The 21,434-nt window shown below is 57.5% G+C and carries 15 protein-coding genes; 7 read left to right on the forward strand and 8 right to left on the reverse strand.

Annotated elements, in window-relative coordinates; genetic code table 11:
- Positions 1–203: 203 nt before the first annotated feature.
- Entirely contained in the window at positions 204–1,340 is a 1,137-nt protein-coding gene (locus tag LAP85_04685; GenBank protein ID MBZ5495675.1) for an amidohydrolase/deacetylase family metallohydrolase, read from the forward strand.
- 237 nt (positions 1,341–1,577) lie between these two features.
- A complete protein-coding gene (locus LAP85_04690) occupies positions 1,578–1,709 on the forward strand; it encodes a nitroreductase family protein (protein ID MBZ5495676.1) in 132 nt (43 codons plus the stop codon).
- Between the two features lie 4 nt (positions 1,710–1,713).
- Here LAP85_04690 and LAP85_04695 read toward each other — a convergent pair whose 3' ends face one another.
- The 4 genes from LAP85_04695 to LAP85_04710 all read right to left on the reverse strand — a co-directional run bounded on the left by LAP85_04695 (position 1,714) and on the right by LAP85_04710 (position 5,490).
- A complete protein-coding gene (locus LAP85_04695) occupies positions 1,714–2,175 on the reverse strand; it encodes a hypothetical protein (protein ID MBZ5495677.1) in 462 nt (153 codons plus the stop codon).
- Between the two features lie 35 nt (positions 2,176–2,210).
- Positions 2,211–2,681, reverse strand: coding sequence for a hypothetical protein (locus tag LAP85_04700; protein MBZ5495678.1), 471 nt, complete (start codon positions 2,679–2,681; stop codon positions 2,211–2,213).
- 270 nt (positions 2,682–2,951) lie between these two features.
- Entirely contained in the window at positions 2,952–3,980 is a 1,029-nt protein-coding gene (locus LAP85_04705; GenBank protein ID MBZ5495679.1) for a uroporphyrinogen decarboxylase, read from the reverse strand.
- 1 nt (position 3,981) lies between these two features.
- Positions 3,982–5,490, reverse strand: a complete 1,509-nt coding sequence (locus LAP85_04710; GenBank protein MBZ5495680.1) for a carbohydrate kinase — start codon at positions 5,488–5,490, stop codon at positions 3,982–3,984.
- 283 nt (positions 5,491–5,773) lie between these two features.
- Here LAP85_04710 and LAP85_04715 point away from each other — a divergent pair, with 283 nt between their 5' ends.
- From LAP85_04715 to LAP85_04735, 5 genes are all read left to right on the forward strand, one after another.
- Positions 5,774–7,144, forward strand: coding sequence for an MFS transporter (locus tag LAP85_04715; GenBank protein ID MBZ5495681.1), 1,371 nt, complete (start codon positions 5,774–5,776; stop codon positions 7,142–7,144).
- 235 nt (positions 7,145–7,379) lie between these two features.
- Complete coding sequence (locus LAP85_04720) at positions 7,380–8,702, forward strand: Gfo/Idh/MocA family oxidoreductase (GenBank protein MBZ5495682.1); 1,323 nt, start codon at positions 7,380–7,382, stop codon at positions 8,700–8,702.
- A gap of 13 nt (positions 8,703–8,715) precedes the next feature.
- A complete protein-coding gene (locus LAP85_04725) occupies positions 8,716–10,674 on the forward strand; it encodes a hypothetical protein (GenBank protein ID MBZ5495683.1) in 1,959 nt (652 codons plus the stop codon).
- Between the two features lie 87 nt (positions 10,675–10,761).
- Positions 10,762–11,421 (forward strand): discoidin domain-containing protein, encoded by a 660-nt coding sequence (locus LAP85_04730; GenBank protein MBZ5495684.1) that lies wholly within the window; start codon positions 10,762–10,764, stop codon positions 11,419–11,421.
- 169 nt (positions 11,422–11,590) lie between these two features.
- On the forward strand, positions 11,591–12,622 hold the full coding sequence (locus LAP85_04735; GenBank protein MBZ5495685.1) for an integrase core domain-containing protein: 1,032 nt from the start codon (positions 11,591–11,593) through the stop codon (positions 12,620–12,622).
- Positions 12,623–12,781: 159 nt separating this feature from the next.
- Here LAP85_04735 and LAP85_04740 read toward each other — a convergent pair whose 3' ends face one another.
- The 4 genes from LAP85_04740 to LAP85_04755 all read right to left on the reverse strand — a co-directional run bounded on the left by LAP85_04740 (position 12,782) and on the right by LAP85_04755 (position 21,067).
- Positions 12,782–13,234, reverse strand: a complete 453-nt coding sequence (locus LAP85_04740; protein MBZ5495686.1) for a DEAD/DEAH box helicase — start codon at positions 13,232–13,234, stop codon at positions 12,782–12,784.
- Between the two features lie 65 nt (positions 13,235–13,299).
- Positions 13,300–14,619 (reverse strand): BREX system ATP-binding protein BrxD, encoded by a 1,320-nt coding sequence (gene brxD / locus LAP85_04745; protein MBZ5495687.1) that lies wholly within the window; start codon positions 14,617–14,619, stop codon positions 13,300–13,302.
- A gap of 74 nt (positions 14,620–14,693) precedes the next feature.
- On the reverse strand, positions 14,694–17,378 hold the full coding sequence (pglZ, locus tag LAP85_04750) for a BREX-2 system phosphatase PglZ (GenBank protein MBZ5495688.1): 2,685 nt from the start codon (positions 17,376–17,378) through the stop codon (positions 14,694–14,696).
- Positions 17,375–21,067 (reverse strand): phage resistance protein, encoded by a 3,693-nt coding sequence (locus LAP85_04755; protein MBZ5495689.1) that lies wholly within the window; start codon positions 21,065–21,067, stop codon positions 17,375–17,377. The genes pglZ and LAP85_04755 overlap by 4 nt, the downstream gene beginning before the upstream one ends.
- Positions 21,068–21,434 lie beyond the last annotated feature (367 nt).

A 21,434-nucleotide genomic window follows, 5' to 3' on the forward strand; every position in this document is an offset into this window, starting at 1 on the left:
CTGCGCAATACATACCGCGGCAGCGCCTAACATGGCACAAGCAACGAGTGTCAGTACCGTTCTTTTTCTCATAATGAAACTCCTCAATTCGGCGTAGCTATGTAATGCCATTTGAGCAGGGCCCAAGCCCCGAAGTCAACATAGGACTTTCTATCAGCGGCTAGAGAAGGGGCTGAGCAGGCGTGGCCTACAAGGGAAGCGGTATGATAGACAGTCAATCCTTCCCATCGCTGTTGGATGTCCTCAAGGATGTTGCCATCAAGAATGCGGTCGTTGCCGCCCTTGCCGCCGATATTCCTTCGGACCGCAGCGCTCAGATCATTGATGCCAGGAACAAGCTGGTGACGCCGGGCCTGGTTGATCTGCATGCCCATGTCTATACGCAGGGCTCGGCGATCGGCCTGCCGGCTGATGAGATCGCACCTGTCACCGCCACGACGACATTCGTGAGTGCCGGGGATGCCGGGGCCAACAATTTTTCGGCTCTCAAGCATTTCATCATGGCCCAATCACGTTCCCGGATCTTCGGCTTCGTACATATCTCGACAATTGGTCTCGCAGGATATCCTGTGGGTGAGTGCCTGAACATCGACTATGCACACGTCGATCTCGCGGCCAAAACTATGGCAGAGAACCAGGACGTGCTCCTGGGAATCAAGGTGCGCATGAGCAAGAGCATCGTCGGTTCCAATGGCCTGGAACCGATGAAGCGGGCGATCAAAGCCGCTGAACGCTCGGGCACGACGGCCCGGGTCATGGTCCATATCGGAGATGTGCCGGCTACCCTGGGCGAACTGCTCGACATGCTGCGACCCGGAGACATCGTCAGCCATGTTTTCAGCGGCCAGGGCAACAATATCGTTCAGAACGACAAGGTCATTTCCCAGGCATTTGCGGCCCAGAAGCGCGGAGTGATCATGGATGTCGCCCACGGCGGGGGAAGCTTCGACTACACCATAGCCGAGCCGGCCATCCAGCAGGGACTTCTTCCCGATTGCATATCCAGCGACATTCATGGCTACAGCGTCAATACTCCAGGAAAGCCTTTCATGCCGTGGATCATGAGCAAGTTCTGGAACATGGGCTTTACCCTCGAGCAGGTGGTGGCTCTGGCAACAGTAAAACCAGCCAAAATCATAGGGAAGCTGGAGAAGCTGGGGACGCTGCAGGTAGGTGCACCAGCAGATGTGTCCATATTCGACATCGTGGAGGGGCCGGTACAATTTGCAGATACCGGGAAAAATGTGCGTGATGGCAAGCGGTACCTGAAGCCGGTTCTGACAATTCGCGCAGGCAGGCCCTTCGGCGGGCCGTACCCTTCCCCCTTTATCTACCCGTGATGAGGATCAAGGAACCAAACGATGCCTATCAAGTCCGACCACAGATGCTCAGGATGCTGGCTCTGTTGCCTGTGAATAAGCCTCTCTCAACCTGTCCATTGCCAAAATCCGGTCCGTATTAAATGAATGATAATCATAGTTTCGATTTCAGGTCGGATACGATAGAAAAGGCCCTCATCGTGGGGCATAGACGGCTGAAGGGCCTAAGTAAGAAGCGGAGACGAAGGGAAGAATGCCATGAGGGATTTCTTTGAGGTTCTCAGGACGCGTCGATCCGTTCGTTCCTACACCGCCGAGCCCGTTTCTCGGGAAGAAATCCAGGAGTTGATCGATAGCGCCGTTCTCGCCCCGACCGGGATGAACTTTTAGCCTCTCAACGCTTCGGCATGATTGCTTTGAACTCCCCCGACGCGTGCAGCACGCACATCATATACAACAGCCCGTCGTAGTACCGGAAGGCGTTGCTTGAAGGCACATTGAGCTTCCACAACTCCTCGGCAAACTTCTTGCCGCGTTCCTTGTCGGTGGCGCACAGGGATGCCCAACCGGTCGTAGCGACCAGCCCCGGCGAATGCCGGCGGCATAGCGGCTGGCCGTCGAGCGACCAGTTGTCGTCGTACGTATCAATGCCCATGGATTCAAAAAACTTCTGCAGCCGGTCCGTCAGTTCCTGCTGCCGCGGATCTTTGGCGAACCACGACCAATCCACCGCCCAGTTCATCGCGCAGCGCCACGCGTCCTCGCGGAACTGTCCGCCCATTCGCTGCGGTGTGCCGTCGAAATTTGCCATGTTCGGGATCAAACCGGTCTGCGGATTGGCGGCTTTGACAAACAAATCCCGCGTACCGTCCCCTTTTTTCTGGAACCGGCTTACTGCTTGTCAAACACCATCTTCTGCTCGCCCTCACCCATGGCGCTCTTGAACGTGCGGGTGATGGTCAGCATCTTGCCGTCCGCGGAAAGGACCCACTTTTCGGACATGGTGAATTCGTTGTCGCCGAATTGTCCCTTGGTTTCGATCATCAGCGCGTCACCATCCCATTTCACGATGCTCTTTGTGGGATTGCCGCCAAAGCCCAGGTTGGTGCATTCCTTGCCATCGGTGGTGTAGCTGGCCTGCATGTCGAAATCTCCCATGGCGCTCGATTGTTTCATGGCAACCGTCAGCTTGGGATCCACATGGGTGATCTTCTGGGTCATTGAATTCGGCGCAGGCATCTGGCCGAAGCTGCTCTGGGAAACGTTGAGCTTCCAGTCGCCGCTGAAGTTCGTTATTGCCAGGGCCGGCATCGCCGCCAGCGCCAGAACCGCGAGAATTGCAAATAGCTTTCTGGTAAACATGTTCCGCAACTCCTTTTCTTCGAATTGGTCAAGGACTATTGGTCTCGATATGGGAGCTTCTTCCGACCTGTTGTTTCACCACTCGCCGGCCTCGTGAAATCAGGCATGTGCGATCAATGTTCGACGTCGCGGCGACTTTCCATCCGCCACTCCCTGCCGAGAGCTATCGCTTCTCGACGGGCGCGCGGTTCCGATCTGATCAGAAGACCGGTTTTGCGGCAAGAACCAACATCCTCCGCCGCTGACCGGCTCCGTTCGAGGTCGTGGCGTTCAATGTTTCCGGACTTCGTCCAGAAAAGCGGCGAGGTTCCCGGTGGTTACTCCAGGCGGCATGCCGCCAGCACACGAAAGTATCAGGCGCGACCTGTCCGGCGTCTCGCTGAGCAGCGTATGGACAGCGGCGCTCACGTCACCCGGAGCGCCGCGCGCCAGCACGTTCAGGGGCGGTATATTGCCAAGGATTGTCATCCGGTGTCCGGAAAGCGCTCTCAATGCCGGCAGCGGCGTTTGAACTCCCGGGTTGTAGAGATTGATCCCGATTTCCGGGTAGTACCGGATGGACTGGGCGCACGCGGCGTCGTTATGAAAGAACTTGACCCTGACCTCCGCCTGATAGAGTTGCCTCATATACGGCAGAGCGAATTCCATGAAGTCTTTTTCACTGACGAAACCGATAATGTCGTCCAGAATCAGCATGCCGTCGATGCTTGGAAAGCTCGAGCGCTGAAGTTCATGCCAGCTTGCGAGGAAGTCGGTGACGATACGGAGCAGACGGTGAATCGATTCCGGCTTTGTCTTGAGTGCCATGAGGAACTCGGTCATTCCCATCAGGAACGATGCGACGTTGAAAGGTCCGCGCGAAACCGAAAAACGTATCCGATGGCCGAGTTCCTCAATTCGAGGCTGCGCCCATTTGAGGCGATAAAGCACCATGGGAAGAAGGCCGTCCGTGGACGGATTCGGCGTCTTCATATCCATGATCTGATCAAGGTTGCGGATCGCCTTCTCCGCGGATGGGAACTCATTCCTGGGAAACACGCAACGGGCCCCGAATGCCGAGGGTTCGGTACACATGCCGAATTCCGACCAGAACCCGGGGAGGAACCAGATGTCAGGGAACGTTTCCAGGACCCTGCGGTTTGCATCCAGCCAGACGCATTCGCTCGATAAGTACTCGATGATATCGACACCGTACCAGCCGGGCAGCCAGGGAGAATCAATGATGAATCCGCATGGCAGCGGGTCATGAACCTGGCCATCCATGGTCGCCAGCAGGCGATTCCACTGATCATCTCTCATATCAACGCCCGCAAAATGACTGCCGTTCCCCCAGCTGGTTTCCCAGGAAACTCAACCACTTCTGATAGGATGCGGCAAGCGCACGCCCACGGCCTTCGTCAGGGTGCGCCACCAGAATCCGATCCAGTCCGGCAAACGCCTCGGAGTTGGACCGGTAGGTTCCGGTTCCTATGCCTGCACCCCGTGCCGCGCCCTGGGAGCCGTCGGTGTTGTACAACTCGATGACCGCTCCGGTCAGATCCGCCAGAGACTGGCGGAACACCGGACTGAGGAACATGTTGGCGTTTCCAGCGCGGATCACGGCAGGCGCAATCTCCAGCTTTTTCATGATGTCGATTCCGTACTGGAAAGCAAAGACGATGCCCTCCTGGGCAGCTCTCGCGAAATGGCCCCGGTTGTGCGTGTTGAAATTGAGGCCCGCCATCGTGCAGGATGTTTCCACGTTCGCGAGCATGCGTTCGGCTCCGTTGCCAAAAGGGAGAATCAACAGCCCGTCCGATCCGGGGGGGACTCCGGCGGCCAGGTCATTGGTGGCCGCATAATCCAGGCCGGAAAACATGTTCTCCCTTAACCATGAATACAGGATCCCCGTGCCATTGATGCAGAGAAGCACGCCGAGTCTCGGCTCCTCCGGCCGATGGTTCACGTGAGCGAACATGTTCACGCGGCTTTGCGGGTCGCACCGGGTCTCCCGAGTCACGCCGTAAACGACTCCCGAAGTCCCGGCGGTTGCAGCGATCTCACCGGGTTCGAGCACTTTGAGCGAGAAGGCGTTGTTGGGCTGATCGCCGGAACGATACGCGACAGGGATGCCGGCAGGCAAGCCGAGTTCCTGCGCTGCGTCCGCCCGGAGAGTGCCTTGCTCGCCGAAAGTCGGTACGATGTCCGGAAGCAAGGACGGTGCGAACCCGAAATAGTCCATCAGGGTTTCCGAGACCCGGTTGGATTTGAAGTCCCAGAAAATCCCTTCCGACAAGCCGGAAGCAGTCGTACATGCCACTCCCGTCATCTTCATGGCGGCATAGTCGCCGGGAAGCATGATCTTCCAGATGCGGGCATAGACATCGGGTTCGTTATCCTTGATCCACTTGAGCTTGGACGCGGTAAAATTTCCGGGGGAGTTCAGCAGCCGGCCCAGGCAGAACCCGGTGCCGATATCTTCGAACGCCCGGTTGCCGATCGCGACGGCCCTGCTGTCGCACCAGATGATGGCCGGGCGTAACACCCGACACCGCTTGTCGACGACGACGAGCCCGTGCATTTGATAAGCAACGCCGAGGCCGACAATACTCTCCGGCTTGATCCCGGATTTCAGCAGTGCCTCGCGGGTGGCGCTCACAAGATGCCGCCACCAGACTTCCGGGTCCTGTTCGGCCCAGCCCGGCCTTGGGGCGTCGATGCCCATTTCGGTCGCGGGATGGGAGCAGGTCGCCAGGCATTTGCCTGTGGATGCTTCCAGAATCGTCGCTTTGACAGAAGAACTTCCCAAATCATAGCCCAGCAAATTCATAGGATGGCCCTCGCCGACATTCTATTGCCATTTTGCCTGGATCCGAAACTCAATTTGGCCCGGGCAGTATGGTGCCGTATTGGCGTACGGTCGCGGGTTCCCCGGCCCCCGTTGCGACCGCAGTTTCGAGTCTTCGAAAAAAAATCCAATTGACAACGGATTGGAATACGTGCTCTTTGTTGGCATCTTCGGGGCACCGAGTATCCGGGCGGCCCTCTCTGGTGATCTATTTCTTATGCTTGTTTGCACATCCAGGCTTGCGAGCGGCATCAGGAGGTAGGCAATGGCATCCGTCCAACAGGAAGCCGCCGAAAAATTGTCCGTAAAAGAAAAGGTGGGCTACAGTCTGGGAGACGCCGCAGCCAATTTTGTTTTCCAGACAATGTTAGTGTTCCAGTTGAATTTCTACACCGATGTTTTCGGCATCGCGGCAAGGGTTGCGGGCAGGGTGTTCCTGGTTGCGCGGGTGGCCGACGCATTTTTCGATCCGATCATGGGTGCGATTGCCGACAGGACCAAGACCCGGTGGGGCAAGTTCCGCCCCTGGGTTCTATGGACTGCATTGCCGTTCGGCATCATGGGGTGCGTGACATTCATCACTCCAAACGTCTCCACGGCGGGCAAAGTCGTTTACGCTTATGTAACCTACATGCTCATGATGGCGGTCTATTCGGCGAATAATACCCCCTACTCGGCGCTCAGCGGCGTAATGACAGGCGACGACGGCGAACGAACGAGCCTGTCATCCTACCGGTTCGTCGCCGCCATGGCGGCCGGATTCATCGTCCAGGGCTTCGCATTGCCGATGGTCCACTATTTCGGCGGCGATGACAGTGCAAAGGGATATCAGGCCACCATGGCGGTGTTCGGCCTCCTTTGCGTCATTTTCTTCGTTATCACGTTTCTCACCACCAAGGAACGAATACAACCGGATCCGACCAAACATTCCACGGTCCGCCAGGATCTCGCGGCATTGGCGAAAAACGGCCCTTGGATCGCCTTGTTTGCGGTGACGCTGGTTTTGTTCGTTACCCTGTCGATGCGCGGGGGCGTCGCGCTCTACTTCTTCAAGTATTATCTGAACAAGGAATCCTGGTTCCCCTATTTCGGCCCGATCGGCCAGGTCGCGAACATCCTGGGCATATTCCTGTCCAAACCGCTGGCAATGCGCTTCGGCAAGCGCAATGTGTTTATCACCGGCCTGCTCGGCACGGCGGTGTTTCAGAGCTGCTTCATGCTCGTGCCCGCGAGTGCGCCGGAACTGGCCCTTGTCTTTCAATTTCTTCAGGCGTTTGTCTACGGCCCGACCATTCCCCTGCTGTGGGCTATGATGGCCGATGTCGCGGACTACGGGGAGTGGACGACAGGCATCCGCGCAACCGGCATCATCTTCTCGGGAATCGTCTTCGGATTGAAAGCGGGGCTGGGTTTCGGCGGATCGATTGCCGGCGAGGTGCTCGACCGGTACGGTTACGTCCCGAACGTAGCGCAAACCCAGTCTGCATTACACGGCATTAAAATGACGATCTCCATTCTACCCGGCCTGGGTTTCCTTGCGTGCGCCGTGCTGCTGCTGTTTTATGTCATCGATCGGAAGATGACCATCCGCATGATGGATGAGCTGAAGGAACGCAGAAAGGGGTTCGCTCACTAACCAGCTCCGGGGCACCTGCTTCGCCAAGATCGTGGTCCGGGCTCCCGCCAGACCGTCGGATACCGCGGTAAGGACGATCCGGCCGTTTGGGACATCCTTGATTTTCACCGGCACGTTTGCAGCAGCTTGATAAGCAAGAAACAGCTAAAATCGCATTGCAGTCTACAATTCTAGTCTATAATCGCCACGCTTTGCGTGTCCATTCTGCTGTTCGTCTCAAATGGAAGGGGAAGTAATGAAAAGGCTACGATCCATAGATCGACGCGATTTTCTGAAAAAGGTCCCGCTCGCCGTAGCTGGTGCGGCCGGTTTTCCCACAATTATCAAAGCCTCTGCCCTGGGAATGAACGGGGCTGTTCCGGCCAGCGACCGAATCGTGATGGCAGGAATCGGATATGGCATGCAGGGGCCGGGAGACATGCAGAATTTCCTGGGTAAGAACGAAGTGCAATGGGTGGCTGTTTGTGACATCGATCAGAGTCACCTGGCCCAAGCTCGCGACGCAGTGAATCAAAAGTACGGCAACAAAGACTGCGCCACCTACAAGGATTTTCGTGAGATATTTTCCCGCACCGACCTGGATGCCATATTAATGGCTGTGCCCGACCATTGGCACGCGCTGGTAGCGATCCACGCGCTTCGCTCAGGCTTCGATGTCTATGGAGAAAAGCCGCTGACGCACAGCCTGCGGGAGGGGCGTGCGCTTTGCGATGCCGTCAAAAGGTATGGCAGAGTGTGGCAAACGGGAAGCTGGCAGCGCTCCACTGAAAATTTCTATCGCGCATGCGAACTGGTGAGAAACGGACGCATTGGAAAAATCCTGCGGGTCGAGGTCGGGCTCCCTTCCGGTCACACGGATTTCGCAAGGACCTTCGGGCAGGAAACCATCGAGCCGCCGCCCCCTGAACTGGATTACGATATGTGGCTCGGACCGGCGCCGGCTGCACCTTACTGCATAGCGCGTGTGCACATGAATTGGCGCTGGAACATGGATTACGGCGGAGGCCAGTTGATGGACTGGATCGGCCATCACCTGGACATCGCGCACTGGGGATTGAACTTCGACACTCAGGGACCGGTCGAAATCTCCGGCAAAGCCGAATTCCCCACGACGGGCATTTACAACAGCCCGGGCCGCTACTGGGTCGACACTCTCTATGCTGACGGAACCCCGATCACCATTGCGGGGGGCTATCCTGAAATTCAAAGCGGAACCAAGTGGATCGGCGAATACGGGTGGGTTTGGGTGGACCGTGGAGGTTTCGAAAGCCAGCCCGCCGCCCTGATCAACGAGGTAATCGGCCCCAACGAAACCAAGCTTTACCACAGCCGGGATCATTACCAGAACTTCGTGGACTGCGTACGCAACCGGGCGCTTACGATTGCACCGGCCGAGGTCGCTCACAGGTCGGCCAGCGTCGGCCATCTGGGAGTGATTGCGATCGAAACCGGACGAAAAATCAAATGGAATCCTGCCACAGAAACCATCATCGGTGATCCGGAAGCAGAGCGGCTCCTCAGTCGTTCGTATCGGAGACCATGGCAGCTGTCGGCTTAGAAAGGGAGACCCCATGAAATCAAATCTGATTCGCACAATCGTTTTTCTGGCCTTGATCACCTTCATGAGTGTCTCCGTGCTTTCCCAGGCTGCTCCGAATCTGGACCAGATCCTGAAGGAAATCTCGACCTACAATGGGGGGATTGAATCGGGCCCCATCTGGAAACTGCGGGACTATGTCTACTCGCACAAGGAGCCGGTCGAAGCCCGCACTGATTGCGAGGCCAAACTCCTCGCATTTCTGTCAACCAATGCGACCCCTGTATCCAAGATGGCCGTTATAAGGCACCTCCGCATCATTGGAGGCGACCGGTCCGTCACCGCCCTGGCGCCGATGCTTCTGGACGGCAACATGGCAGACCATGCACTTTATGCGGTGGAGAAAATACCAGGCACTGCCGCCGACCAGGCACTGATCGAGGCGATGTCAAAGGCTGGAGGTGCAATCAAGACTGAACTGATTGCATCTTTGGGGCGCCGCAAAACCACCGCGGCAGTGGCCTCTTTATCTCCGCTGCTCAAAGGCGAGTTTGCCGTTGCCGCCGCTGCCGCGCTCGGCGAAATCGGAGGCGATTCCGCCTGCACTGCCCTGCAGCCGGCATTCTCGGCGGCGGATGCCGCCGCAAGATCCACCATGGCATCTTCCCTCCTCAAGTGCGCCGAAGGTTATAGAGCAGGCCAGAACGATGCCGCTTCAGGTGCGATTTACAAAAAATTGGCTGCCGTGTCGAATCTGCCGCTATCGGTGCGCAAGGCGGCAATGCTGGGCAAGATCTCGACATCGGGAAGCCGCGCAGCTTCGATGGTTGCCGATCTTCTCAGGGGGTTCGACGTCCCGATGCAGGAAGTTGGAATCTCCAAAATCAAGGAAAACTTTACGGCGGAAACGATCGGCACGGTATGCAGCCTTGTCCCAAAGCTTCCTGAAAGTTCGCAGATCAAGGTGCTGGCCGTCCTTTCCGGGTACCCGAAGGATCGTGTTTTGCCCACGGTCCTGCAGGCAGCGAAAAGCGAGTCCCTCGCGGTTCGTACTGCCGCCTATGGCGCCCTGGAAAATGTCGGGGACGTTTCCGCCCTGGGACTGCTTCTCGAATCCGCATCAAAGAATCGCGGAGCCGAGCAGACCGCCGCCCGCAACACGATCGCCTTGCTCAAGGGCCGGCCCGTTGATGACAAAATTATCGAGATGCTGGGCCAAAATCCGGCCGAGGAAATCGGAGTTGAACTGCTTCAGGCTGTATCCGAGCGGCGTATCTTTGCTGCTAAGGTTGTAGTTGCGAAGAACCTGCAATCACCTGCGGCCCGGGTCCGCACGCAGAGCCTAAGAACACTCCGAGTCATCGGCACTCCCTCTGATATTCCTACCATTTTGAATTACCTCCTGAGCACCGAAGACGAGGCCGATCAGACCGAAGCGATCGGCACTACGGCAGCCTTAGCTCAGAAGATCAACAACCCGGAAAGCCGGGCCGCGGCCGTAAGGAATCGCCTCATGCGGGAACAGACCGCCAAGAACCGCATTCAGCTGTTTCAGGCTCTGAGCAGGATTGGAGATGATAGTGCCCTGCCGATTTTGAGAGCCGAACTTACCAACACGGATGATGCGATTGCGGATGCGGCAACCCGTGCGATCTGCAGTTGGACGTCGGTCGCCGCCAGGAACGATGTTCTTTCCCTGGCGCAAAAGTCGCGCAACGAAACCCATCGTATGTTGGCGTTTGAAGCATTTATCCGACTTGTCAGGACCGATAGGAATCGACAACCGGAAGCTGCTGTTGCCGACCTCAGGCAAGCTTACGCGCTTGCCAACCGCCCCGAGGATAAACGGCTGATCCTCGGCGTGTTGCCGAACTTTACATGCCCGGAGGCTTTGGATCTTGCGGCAACAATGCTCGGTGATTCAGCCGTCAAAGCGGAAGCCCAGGCCGCACTCGACAGGATGAAGACGCGCCCTGCACCCAAAAAGCGTTGAGCGGAATGGACTGAATGCACCCCCTGGGATTGCATGAAGCCCGCAATTCCCGGGGGGCGGTATTTGCCAAATAGGGTAGGGGAAAAAATGAGAATCAGGTGGATTTTGCTGCCTATCCTGGCAGTCTCCGTGGTCGCGGCCCAGGAACAGGCGCTTGAAGAGTTGAAACTGCAATTGCCCAAACCCATGTTCGTGGGTACGCCCAGCAACATCAAGAGCGCAAACCTTGAACCTGTGACTGGCAGGCCTCGCGGCCCCTTTCTGGTGCCCAAGGGGACCAAGCTGTTGTCCTTGAACAAGCCCGTGGCAGCAAGTGACTCGCAGCCCGTCATCGGAGAATTGAGTTTTGTAGATGATGGAGAAAAATCGGGCGGGGACGGCTATTTCGTGGAACTGGGGCCCGGCGAACAATGGGTCCAGGTGGATCTGGGCTCGACATACTTTTTAAACGCGATCCTGGTCTGGCATTTTCACAGCCAGGCGCGCGTGTATCGCGACGTCGTAGTTCAAGTCTGCGATAACAAGGACTTCCTCAAAGGCGTGACCACGGTTTTCAATAACGACCACGACAACTCCTCAGGGCTCGGGATCGGGAAAGACAAAGAGTACATCGAGGTTGCCGAAGGACGGCTGATTGACCCCAAAGGGATCAAAGGAAGATACGTTCGGCTGTATTCCAACGGCAACACGTCGAACGATCTCAACCATTATGTAGAAGTTGAGGTGTACGGCACTCCGTCAAAATAGTTGAATCCGGATCGTGAATATGCATCATGGCCGTCGTGGTCCGCGAAAATCCCGGTTACAGTAACGCAGGGTCGCAGTAAAACGCCCTCTTTGGCCGTGTGCCTTCCAAAAACTCTGTAGCATTTCAAATCATTGATCTTACATTCCCTCCCTGATACCGTCCTGAGCCATGTACAATGTGTTGAAATCGATATTCGCCGGGCTTGCATCCACATTGCGAACGCGAGCCTCACTGCAAGTGGAAATCCTGGCTCTCCGCCACCAGCTCGTTGTCCTGCAACGAACCAATCAGAAAAGGCCCCGGCTTCGGACATCAGATCGGATTTTGTGGATCCTTCTCTCCCGCCTCTGGCCTCAATGGCGCGAGGGCCTCGTGCTCGTCAAGCCTGACACCGTCATCGCCTGGCATCGAAAAGGATTTCGACTCTTCTGGAAGTGGAAAAGTCGCCGGGGAAAAACTGGTCGACCCGGCGTATCAAGTGAAATTCGGGATCTGATTCGCAACATGAGCGCTGCCAATTTCCTGTGGGGCGCACCAAGGCTCCACGGCGAATTGCTCAAGCTTGGCATCGAGGTGTCCCAGGCTACTGTCGCGAAATACATGGTAAAGCATCGAAAACCGCCTTCACAGACATGGCGGACGTTTCTCGAAAACCACGTCAATCAGTTGGTGTCCGTGGACTTCTTCGTGGTGCCCACCGTTACTTTTCGGATCCTGTACGTCTTTCTTGTCCTGGCTCATGATCGCAGGCGCATTGTTCATTTCAATGTCACCCAGCATCCCACCGCCGAGTGGACCGCAGCCCAGATCGTGCAGGCCTTCCCTTGGGACAGAGCCCCTCGGTTCCTGCTCCGGGATCGCGACAGCATCTATGGTGCGGCATTCAGGGCGCTGGTCAAGAGCTTTGACATCAGCGAGGTTCTCTCCGCTTTCCGATCTCCCTGGCAGAGCCCGTACGTTGAACGGTTGATCGGCTCAATCCGCCGAGAATGCCTCGACCATGTCGTCATCCTGAATGAGATTTCGCTCCGGCGCCATTTGGCATCTTATCTTGATTATTACCACGGCACGCGAAGCCACCTTTCACTCGGGAAGGATTCTCCGGATGGCAGGGCCGTGCAGCCGCCCGAGATGGGAAAGGTCTTTGCGCTCCCCAAAGTAGGCGGGCTTCATCATCGATACGAGCGTAGAGCCGCTTGAAATCCGGCATCCTCAAGAATTTGCCACCTGAAATATTACGCCTTGTGCGGCTGCGTTTGCAGGAAGGCCGCCAACCTTTCCCCAATGCGGCAGAATTCCACATAACTTCATATGATTTATGAATTCAGAAGCCGCTCCGAACGGTCAGTGACCTCCAGATCAAGTTTTTAGTAGGCACAGCCATCCGCGGTCATCCCCGGCGAACGCATGCACCTCGTCAACCACAACCACGCGCAAACGGCTGAACAGACTCAACGCATCCACGTTTGGAGAGACGAGCATCACCTCCAGAGACTCCGGCGTGGTAAGCAGCAGGTCCGGCGGATCACGCAAAATCTGACGCCGCGCCTGGCCGGATATATCCCCGTGCCAGAGTGCAGAGCGCCTTCCGAGAAGCATGCAGTATCTCTGCAGGCGTAGGTCAAGATTATTGAGCAGAGCCTTAATCGGGCAGACATATAGAACGGTAAGCCCAGACCAACCCTCGTTGAGCATCCTCGAGCATACGGGGAAGAAAGCAGCCTCAGTTTTGCCACCGGCCGTCGGGGCTAGAAGCATGACGTGATCACCGGCGACAATTGACGGGATCACGGCTTCCTGAAAGGGGCGCATTTCACGCCAGCCGAGGCTGTTTATAATGTGATGCTGTATTGCCGGGTGAAGCTGGTCAAAGTGGCTCACGAGTCCAGCTCGATCTCGTCGACGTCGGAAGCTCCCACTGCCTGCCGTTCTATCGGACTCAGCTCGGCTTCCCTGATCGTAAGCGAATAGTTATGCCGTGGATCAAATTCGGGGAACTGGTCAACCCGGTCAAGGACATCCGCGACCAGCTTCTTCAGGTAAACACGCGGCGCCAATCCGATCTTTCCACCAAATTTCCCAGCAACTGCTTCGGCAAGATCCCGCACGTAGCCGTCGTCGCATAGCGATCCGATTCTGCCTGCCGCATTCGAGTGTTCCTGGAAGATATCTCTCACCCTGCACCCAACTTGGCATAGGCGCTCAAGGTTGAAAGCCGGCAGCCGAATCTGCACGGCTCGCGGATTATCGAAACGAGGATCGGATTGAAGGTCAACGTGGAGCCGTTGCGCCAGCGGTTCCAGCCGATGAATGCCCTGAGGTCCGTCGAAGAAGGAGGGCGTTCCTGTTATCAACAGGTACAAACCCTGGAGGCGCCCGGAGTCAACCTCATCAATCAGCTGCCGGAGAGCGTTGAGACTCCTGTCTCTGGCGTCGCTTCGCATCCGTTGAATGGTCTCGGCTTCGTCGAGGACCACAAGCAGCCCCGGATAGCCGCAATCCCGCAAGATGGTCAGAATTCCCTGCAGAAAACTGAGTGCGCCAAAGTGATCGAGGTCGCCTTTGACATTTGCCGTGCGCTTTACCGCCGCAGCTACATTAGGCTGCCCGGCCAGCCAGGCGAGAATTCCCTGCGCAGTTGCCCGGTCGCCGGCAGCCAGGGCCGATCGGTATCCGCGCAAAGCCATGCTGAAGGCCGGTGCAGTGGCACTCACCCTGGCCAATCGTTGTTCCAGAAGCTCGGCCGTTCTCGCCACAAGATTCTCTTCGTCGTCCGGGCCGAACTTGCCTTCAGCCAGCACATCCTCTTCGAGCGCAAAGAACCAGGCGTCGACAATGTTCTGCAGCGCGCCGAACGAACAATCCACTGTCGAAAGCTGCTCCATCAGTCTGCGATAAACGGTTTCGAGCCGATACAGCGGCGTTTCGGTTTCTGAAATCTGTACTTCCGCGGTCGCAAATCCCGATTTGCGCGCCCGGTCGGCAAGCCAGCGCGAGAAGAACGTCTTGCCGCAACCATATTCACCACGGACTGCCTTGAAAGCGCTCCCGCCGCGACCGACCTTCCGCAGTTCCTCGTCCACCACACTCTCAAACCGCTCCAGTCCGACTGCGAATGCGTCGAGACTGGTCCGCGGCACGGTACCGCGCCGGAGGGCGTCGATGATTTCCTGCCTGCGCTGTGGACTTATACTGATGATCGCCTCCTGTAGCCGTATCTGTTCGATGCGAGGCGATCGGCAGGTCGCCCCTTTATGCGTTGAATCCCCGTTTATACCAGATCAAACTGCTTCAGCAGCAAATCCCGGTTCAAAATCACTGTGTCCGAAGCTTCGTCGCGACTGAGCACTGCATACCCGTCGATGTTGAGGACTCGCTGCATCACCGCAAGCAACCCCTGCAGCCGAAGTAAGGGGAAACTGGTCGTTCGAGCCAGGGCTGCCGAGGTCATCTTCCCTCCGCGCCGGTCCAATGCAGCCAAGAACCGGGCAAACACCTCGTCTCCAGGAACCGCACGTCCCCCCAGCTTTTTTTGAGCTGCGAATACTGGAGACGATAGCAGCCGCGAGACCCACTCCGGGAATTCTTGAGGCTGTGCCGTCACCTGGGTTGATTCGCATTCAGGCTCCATATCGAAGAGCGTCTGCCGGCTGCGTGGTTCAACGGCCTTCAGCAGCGGCAGCGGCTGTTCCGGACATGTCTCCGCAATTAACATCTGCTCCCACCATCCGGGGGTCTCGACCGGCGCTTCGGTCCAGCCAGGCGGGACGTTTCCGCCGCTCACCAGCACGATGACCGGGACAACCATTTCCTGCGGGTTCAAACCACCGTGATAGCCATTTTTCTTGATGCCATACCGAACTCTTTCGCTCCAGGGTGCGATGAGCCGCGAATTCTCCACTAGAACCCGACCCCCCTCGATCCGCAACTCGTCAGGGGCAGGCTTGCCGTCATCCTTGCGCCATCGTTCTCCGCCTTCGTGGACTCGAGCCTCCGTCTGACAATCCAGCACGTGGCCGTGATCACTCACCAGAACCACGATCCGGCCGGCGTTCCGTGCCTCGTGAAGGAGCGATGGGAGGACTTTGATTTCATCGCGCGACCAGCGCGTGTCAATCTGCTCTCCCTTCAGCAGGTGATCATCCACCGCATTCACGACAACTGCCACAACGCGCCTGTTTGTGGATGCGATTTCCTCACGCACTTCGGTCGAAAGAATGGCGTCGTCCGAATCCTGTAGGCTCGGCTTGTGAAACAGGGCAGGAGGGCAGCCGGCGCGGCAGCGCGCCAGTAGGCCCGGATGCGACCCAAAGGCAGACTTTTCATCAGCGGCCACCCCCATTCGCACACGACCGGAAAGCAGGCTCATCCGCGAGATCTCGGTCACGGAAGGAATTGCAGCAATTGCCGGCCGGTTGAAGGCGCGCCCGGGTTCGCACAGGCTGATCCATTCGTGGCGCAAGAGATCGGCCGTGAGTTCGCGCGCGACTGCGACGCTCATTGCATCCACGACGATCAGGAGGACAGGGCATTGGGCTGCGAGAGGAGCGACATACTGATCCAGGATGTTCTCGACCGGAACGACTTCATCGCCTCGCGATCCTGCAGCGGTCCAGTCGCACAGCAGCTTCGCAAATTCCAGCGCATGCCGTTCGCGCAGGCTGGTGACTTCCGCGAAAAGCGAAGCATAGGCTTCGGACAGCTCCCGAACAGGATCTCCTGCACGCAACGTAAGGCGAGCCCAGTCTACATAACCGGTATCACTCATCTCCCGGGCTGCGACCTCAGCGAGAGACTCAGGTTCGCCAGGCCGGCCCTCCGCGCGATCCCCGAGCCAGCGCAGCAGGCGCATCCCCATTTCCACTCGTTCCAGCCGGCGATGCTCACGTTCTGCCTGGTCGTGGTTCTGAATGGAATCATGAATCTTGCGCAGCTCGTCAAGCTTCTTCCATTCTTTCCCTCGAACGATCACCGAAAGCTCGCGGCCAAAACGACCGAGTCGCTGGTCGAAGCCCAGCGGGGATGTATCGCTCAGGAAAGCAAAAGCCTCGGCTTGAACCTCACGAAGGATCTCGTCCGCGCGCTGAAGCTGCTGCCACCGAGCCCTGGGATCATCAATATGGCGAAGCACCACCTCCGCGGCCGCTGAACCCCAACGCAACATTGCAGCAGGGTCCGTTGACTTTCCCGCAAGATAACGTTCTTCCAGCTTGCCTGCCGCCCGCTCCAGCTGTCCCGCTGCCTGTGGATGGAAGACGACGCCAGCCGCGAGCCCCAAGGGCAAAGCATCGGGCCTCTCGAGCCGCCCCGCGCAATCAAGTATCAACTCTCCTAGACTTCCAGTACGTTCCCGAACCCATTCGACAGCACCTTGCCGAAAGGGCTCCGATGCCTGTTGGAATCGCCCTACCGCATCAGCATCTGATGCCCACTTGAGAAGCCCAATTGAATCCAAGGTTTCCGATGCGAATCCTGCAATCCTGCTCAAAAGTAGAGCCCACACGGTGTCCGCGTCGAGAAATCCGCCGCGCGCAGGCGGAAATGATTCCGTCGAACTCAGATCCAACAATGCTTCCGCTATCCAGGGGTATCGCATGAGCCGAGGATCAATCGTCGTTGCCTGAAACAGCGCCGCAACGATTTGCCAGCTGTCGATGTCATAAAACCGCCGTTTTGCGATCCGGAGCCGGATATCGTCGCTGAGTTCTGTTTCATCAATGCTGGTAATAAGAACCTTCATCGTTCCGGGCGCGGTTTCTTCTCTCAATGCCAGTCGGATCGCCAGCGGGGAATCGCACTGATAAATCATGTACGATTGGTCCCCGTCCCGCTTTTCTTTCTGCCCGGTCCACCCCCCGTGCGTTCGTATGCCGAAGACGGAAGCATCCGGGACTTTCTTGCGGATGGCCGCAATCTGTGCCTTGATCTGGCTGAATGTCGGAGCTGCCGTTCTCACGATTTCGAACCTTCTTCCTCTATGATCCAACTCAGACTGATCCGGGCGGTCTGCCCCGGGCTGATTTCACGATCCAGTTTCAAAAGCAGATCCTTGGCGGCTGCGAGGGGCAGGTTTTGCTCTGTCCCCTGCCCGACGATCCTGCGCCCGACTTTTGCCGGTTGCGGCGGCGGACCAGGCGTCGGCTCAGGCGGCGTAGCACGTGAAACCGGTTGAGCAGGTGCAACAATTGTTTTTGTGATCAGCCTCAGGCCCTTCGTGGCGGCAACCTTCAAAGCAGGTGCCAGCTGGACCACGTGTTCATCACTGCTCAGGGCCTGGCGCACCTCCGTCAATACCTGCTCTGCCGCAGCACGGTGCTCGTCCGTTATGCCGCCCAGACTATCGAAAATATCCCAGCTGAGCGTCTCGAAAGCACCGGCGAGCTCTGCCGTTTTGGCAAGGCACTCGCCCATTGCTGCTTCACTCGTCGTGATCTCCGCTGTAGCAAGCAGGCCGATGAGATCAGTGTCTCCGGAGGCCTGAATGCAATCGGCCAGCGTGCGCATTGCCGCCGCGGTTTTCATCCGGTCTGCGGTTTCTGGGACCATTCCCAGTCGCGTCATTCCATCCCGAAGACGCTGGCAAAACGCATGACAGGAACGCTGTGTTTCGCCGGTTTTCCTTCTAACTCCGCTTGTCAGCGTGCTGACATTGTTCGCACTCAACAGAGGGGAAACTGCTACGCCGAAGATGCTCCCGGCGCGCTGAACAGCGACCTGCCATTGCTCCTGCTTGGGAAGCTTTTGTTCACGCAACTCGCAGTCGTCCGGCAGGTCCGTCAGGCTTGCCTCGTACAGAGTGCCGTGCTGATAGAAAGTGCGGTTGGCCTGAGCCGCAAAAGTGAGAATGACCAGGTTCTGAGCTTCCTTCGGCAGCCCCATTGACTTGGGATGGTTCATCCAATCGCGCAGATGACCCACCGTGATTTCACTTCCCGTCTCGGCAGCCTTGCGGAGGAAATGGTTGCGCCAGTGTTGGCCCAGCACGAAATGCGTTGCATCAATTCCCATTTCGCCGAGCAGAAGCGGATTGGCGATCTGCCGCAGCAGAGGTCTCAGCACTTTATCGACCGGGAAGCGGCCATCGGCGGTTTGGGCTGCCTGCAGCGCCTGTTCGCATACTTTTTTCAGAATTGCCGGTTTCACTTCGGCGCCGAACTCGGGAGCGGCCGGGAACTCATGCTCCAAGGCCTGGCCGAGCAGGTGCTCCATGGCGCCGCATAGCTTGGCGGCCACCGGCGGCCGCGGATCAAATCCGGGCCAAAGAGAAATGTAGCGCTCGCTCAGCTCCAGCTCATGCGTCGCATCAATGGATCCCGGTGTAATGGCCTCCAGCCCGTAGGCCGCGTCCAGGTGATTCTGCACACGCTGCCGCAGCACGCTGCGCTGGTTCTCCAACAAAGATTTCGCCGCCTGCTTGTCCGGCGGGGAAAGATGGTTTGCATATTGTAGGAACCTTTCGCCTGCGAGCACATGGTCCAGGATCACAAGCATGCCGAGGTCCTTCAGTGCATCTGCGCTCAGAAACGCCGGCACCCAGCACAGGGTTTTCGCACCCTGCCTGTGACTGTCCCTGAACGACTGCAGCAGGCTAAGGTCATCTCGCGGGCCGTGACCGGCCTCGTCGAAAGGAAAATCGATGATGAGTTTCCACGATTCACCAGTGTTTTCTAGTGAGTTGTCGTGGAGTTCTCGGATGTTTCTGAACAGCACTGTGAAATTGCGCGAGGTGTTTCGCCATACCAATTGCCGGTACTGTTCAAACTCGCCTTCACCCTGGATCTGGAGCTGCTCATAGAGCATTTGGCGCACACGGCGGATGCGGTTGCCATAATTGTCCTCGCGCCGGGCCTGCTCGATGATGCTCTCGACGTCCACTCCGGTAAGCTGGATGGAAATGGTCGGGTTCGCCTCCTCACCGATCCGGATCTCGCCAACCCCGGCCGCCCAATTTCTTATTCTCCGGATTACCTCCTGACCTTCTCTTCCCTCGACCGGTGTTTTTATGGAGCCGTGATTGAGCGCCGCGAGCCGATCCGCTGTCAACGCCCGCAACGACTCAACTTCGGGTACCAGGGCAGAAAGCAGAAGCGTCTTTAGCAAGCGATCGTCGCACCGGAATGCGGTTTGTTGGGGGTCGTCGAATGAGAGCTGTTCCAGGTCCTCGCGGTGCATGCCGTACTGTTTTTCCAGCATCGGCAGCAGTTTCTGATGGTACAGCCTCTTGGCGTTGTCGAAATGGATCGCCATATCCTGGCTGAAGGCTTCATCGCCATGCGCGATCACGTCGAACAGATCGCCGACCGGAACGATATCCCCCAGTTTCAGCGTGTCCCGCTGTTCGACGAGAAGCTGCACCATTACTTTGAGTGCGGTTCTCTCGCGCTGTAGGACGCTTGACACGGCGATCAGAGTCTGGACCAGCGCAGGACTGAACGGATAAATGCGCCGGAACATCTGCCGGTCCCCATCGCTAGTAAGAAGTATGTTCATTGCTGATTGCCTGATCTTTGAAGTCTGCTCGAATGAGGCATCCAGTTCCTGCCGCGCAGCGTGATTTCGGCACTTCAACACGCGCCGCTCGGCGATGGCGGGAAGGTTGCGATCCTCCAGCGTGATCTTGTGGAAACGTCCTTCCCAGTGCCGGAGCGCATCCCCGAAGTTGAGCCGGTCCGCGCCGGGCACAGCCTCCCCGATCAGCTCGCGCAAATCGCGCTGCCGGGCCACAAAGCTGACGATCGGGATCGGCCTGTCGGGTGTCTGCGCCTCGACCAGCTTGGCGAGCTTCTGGCCTTCCTGATGAACGAATTTCAGGTCGGTCGCGTGACTGGCAAGCCAGAGGATCAGTTCGTCGAGAAAAAGGACAACGGCGTCGTAACCGAGTGCCGAGGCATGTTTGCTCAGAACCGACAATCCTTTGTCCAGCGAAACAAAAGCCTCGCCCCGCCCTCCGGCCTGGGTGTCGTAGGATCCGAAAAACTTGCTCACGAGGATGCTGATCAGCTGCGAACGTTCCTCGGATCCTGGCGGCTCCGCGATGGCTGCTTCAAATCGCGCCGCATCCCACCCGGCGTCCAGCTCGCCCCAGCCTCCGCCATTGCCGTTGCCTTCGCTCAGTGCGGCAAAAAACGCGGCGTCACCCATTCGGGAGCGCAACGCCTGCGCATCGCGGAACAGGCCCTCCGCCAGGTAAACTCCAGGGATCGGTGTCCCGGGGTGGGCGCGGCGAACGTAATCGACGTAACCCCCCAGGATGCCCGACTCCATGTCATGCGCGCCGATCATGTGGTATGGGACGAGCAGAAACTTCTTGCCCGATAACCAGTTGTTGTGCTTCTGGATCACCGGCGCGAGTTCAGGAATGCCGCGCGCTGCCGGGTACCCCTGCAGGATCAGGTGCAGGACCGCCATGAAATGGCTTTTGCCGCAGCCGAAGCTGCCGTGCAGATAGCTGGCTTTGCTGGTCCGGCTCTGGATGGCGCTGCAAATGAACGAGAGCGCGTCGTCAAAGCAGGACTTCAGCTCAGGAGTCACGACGTAGTCCGAGAGAACGACCTCAGGTCGCGTGACATCCTCGGCCAGGTGCAGGACGAAATCGCCTCGTTGCACCTTTTCGGGAATTTCGATTATGTCTCTCAAAAGAGTCATCGACGTTCACCGCGATGGAATTGCCAACGTTTTGCTAACACTTTCCCAACCGTAACCATCTTAAAATCAATAGCCTACTGAGGCTGCCAGAAAATTGGTCTCGATTACCGCAAATTCGCTAACACTCTCGACTCATTGTATTGCGGGCAACCCACCAGGGCCGCTACGGCGACAATGAGCCGTTGACCTCAGCATCGGCCCAACTGTCTGTGCCGACCTCCAAAACCGCCCTGGAGTGCTCTTGGAGACAATCTGTATATTAACTTCTTGGCATAACTGACTGAGTTCCTCAGGTTTACTGAAATGCCCCAGTGATTTCACTCTAAATTTATAAATCTGTTATTAATCTTTTATTAATCGGAAGCAG

It is taken from the genome of Terriglobia bacterium (assembly GCA_020072565.1).
In the GTDB taxonomy this organism is placed as follows: domain Bacteria; phylum Acidobacteriota; class UBA6911; order UBA6911; family UBA6911; genus JAFNAG01.

Excerpts from the sequence above, each read along its gene's own strand:
- LAP85_04720 (MBZ5495682.1), top strand. The coding sequence starts at position 7,380 with ATGAAAAGGCTACGATCCATAGATCGACGCGATTTTCTGAAAAAGGTC.
- LAP85_04755 (MBZ5495689.1), bottom strand. The coding sequence starts at position 21,067 with ATGACTCTTTTGAGAGACATAATCGAAATTCCCGAAAAGGTGCAACGA.
- LAP85_04715 (MBZ5495681.1), top strand. The coding sequence starts at position 5,774 with ATGGCATCCGTCCAACAGGAAGCCGCCGAAAAATTGTCCGTAAAAGAA.
- LAP85_04690 (MBZ5495676.1), top strand. The coding sequence starts at position 1,578 with ATGAGGGATTTCTTTGAGGTTCTCAGGACGCGTCGATCCGTTCGTTCC.
- LAP85_04685 (MBZ5495675.1), top strand. The coding sequence starts at position 204 with ATGATAGACAGTCAATCCTTCCCATCGCTGTTGGATGTCCTCAAGGAT.
- LAP85_04740 (MBZ5495686.1), bottom strand. The coding sequence starts at position 13,234 with ATGCGCCCCTTTCAGGAAGCCGTGATCCCGTCAATTGTCGCCGGTGAT.
- LAP85_04710 (MBZ5495680.1), bottom strand. The coding sequence starts at position 5,490 with ATGAATTTGCTGGGCTATGATTTGGGAAGTTCTTCTGTCAAAGCGACG.
- LAP85_04705 (MBZ5495679.1), bottom strand. The coding sequence starts at position 3,980 with ATGAGAGATGATCAGTGGAATCGCCTGCTGGCGACCATGGATGGCCAG.
- LAP85_04725 (MBZ5495683.1), top strand. The coding sequence starts at position 8,716 with ATGAAATCAAATCTGATTCGCACAATCGTTTTTCTGGCCTTGATCACC.
- LAP85_04700 (MBZ5495678.1), bottom strand. The coding sequence starts at position 2,681 with ATGTTTACCAGAAAGCTATTTGCAATTCTCGCGGTTCTGGCGCTGGCG.
- LAP85_04735 (MBZ5495685.1), top strand. The coding sequence starts at position 11,591 with ATGTACAATGTGTTGAAATCGATATTCGCCGGGCTTGCATCCACATTG.
- LAP85_04730 (MBZ5495684.1), top strand. The coding sequence starts at position 10,762 with ATGAGAATCAGGTGGATTTTGCTGCCTATCCTGGCAGTCTCCGTGGTC.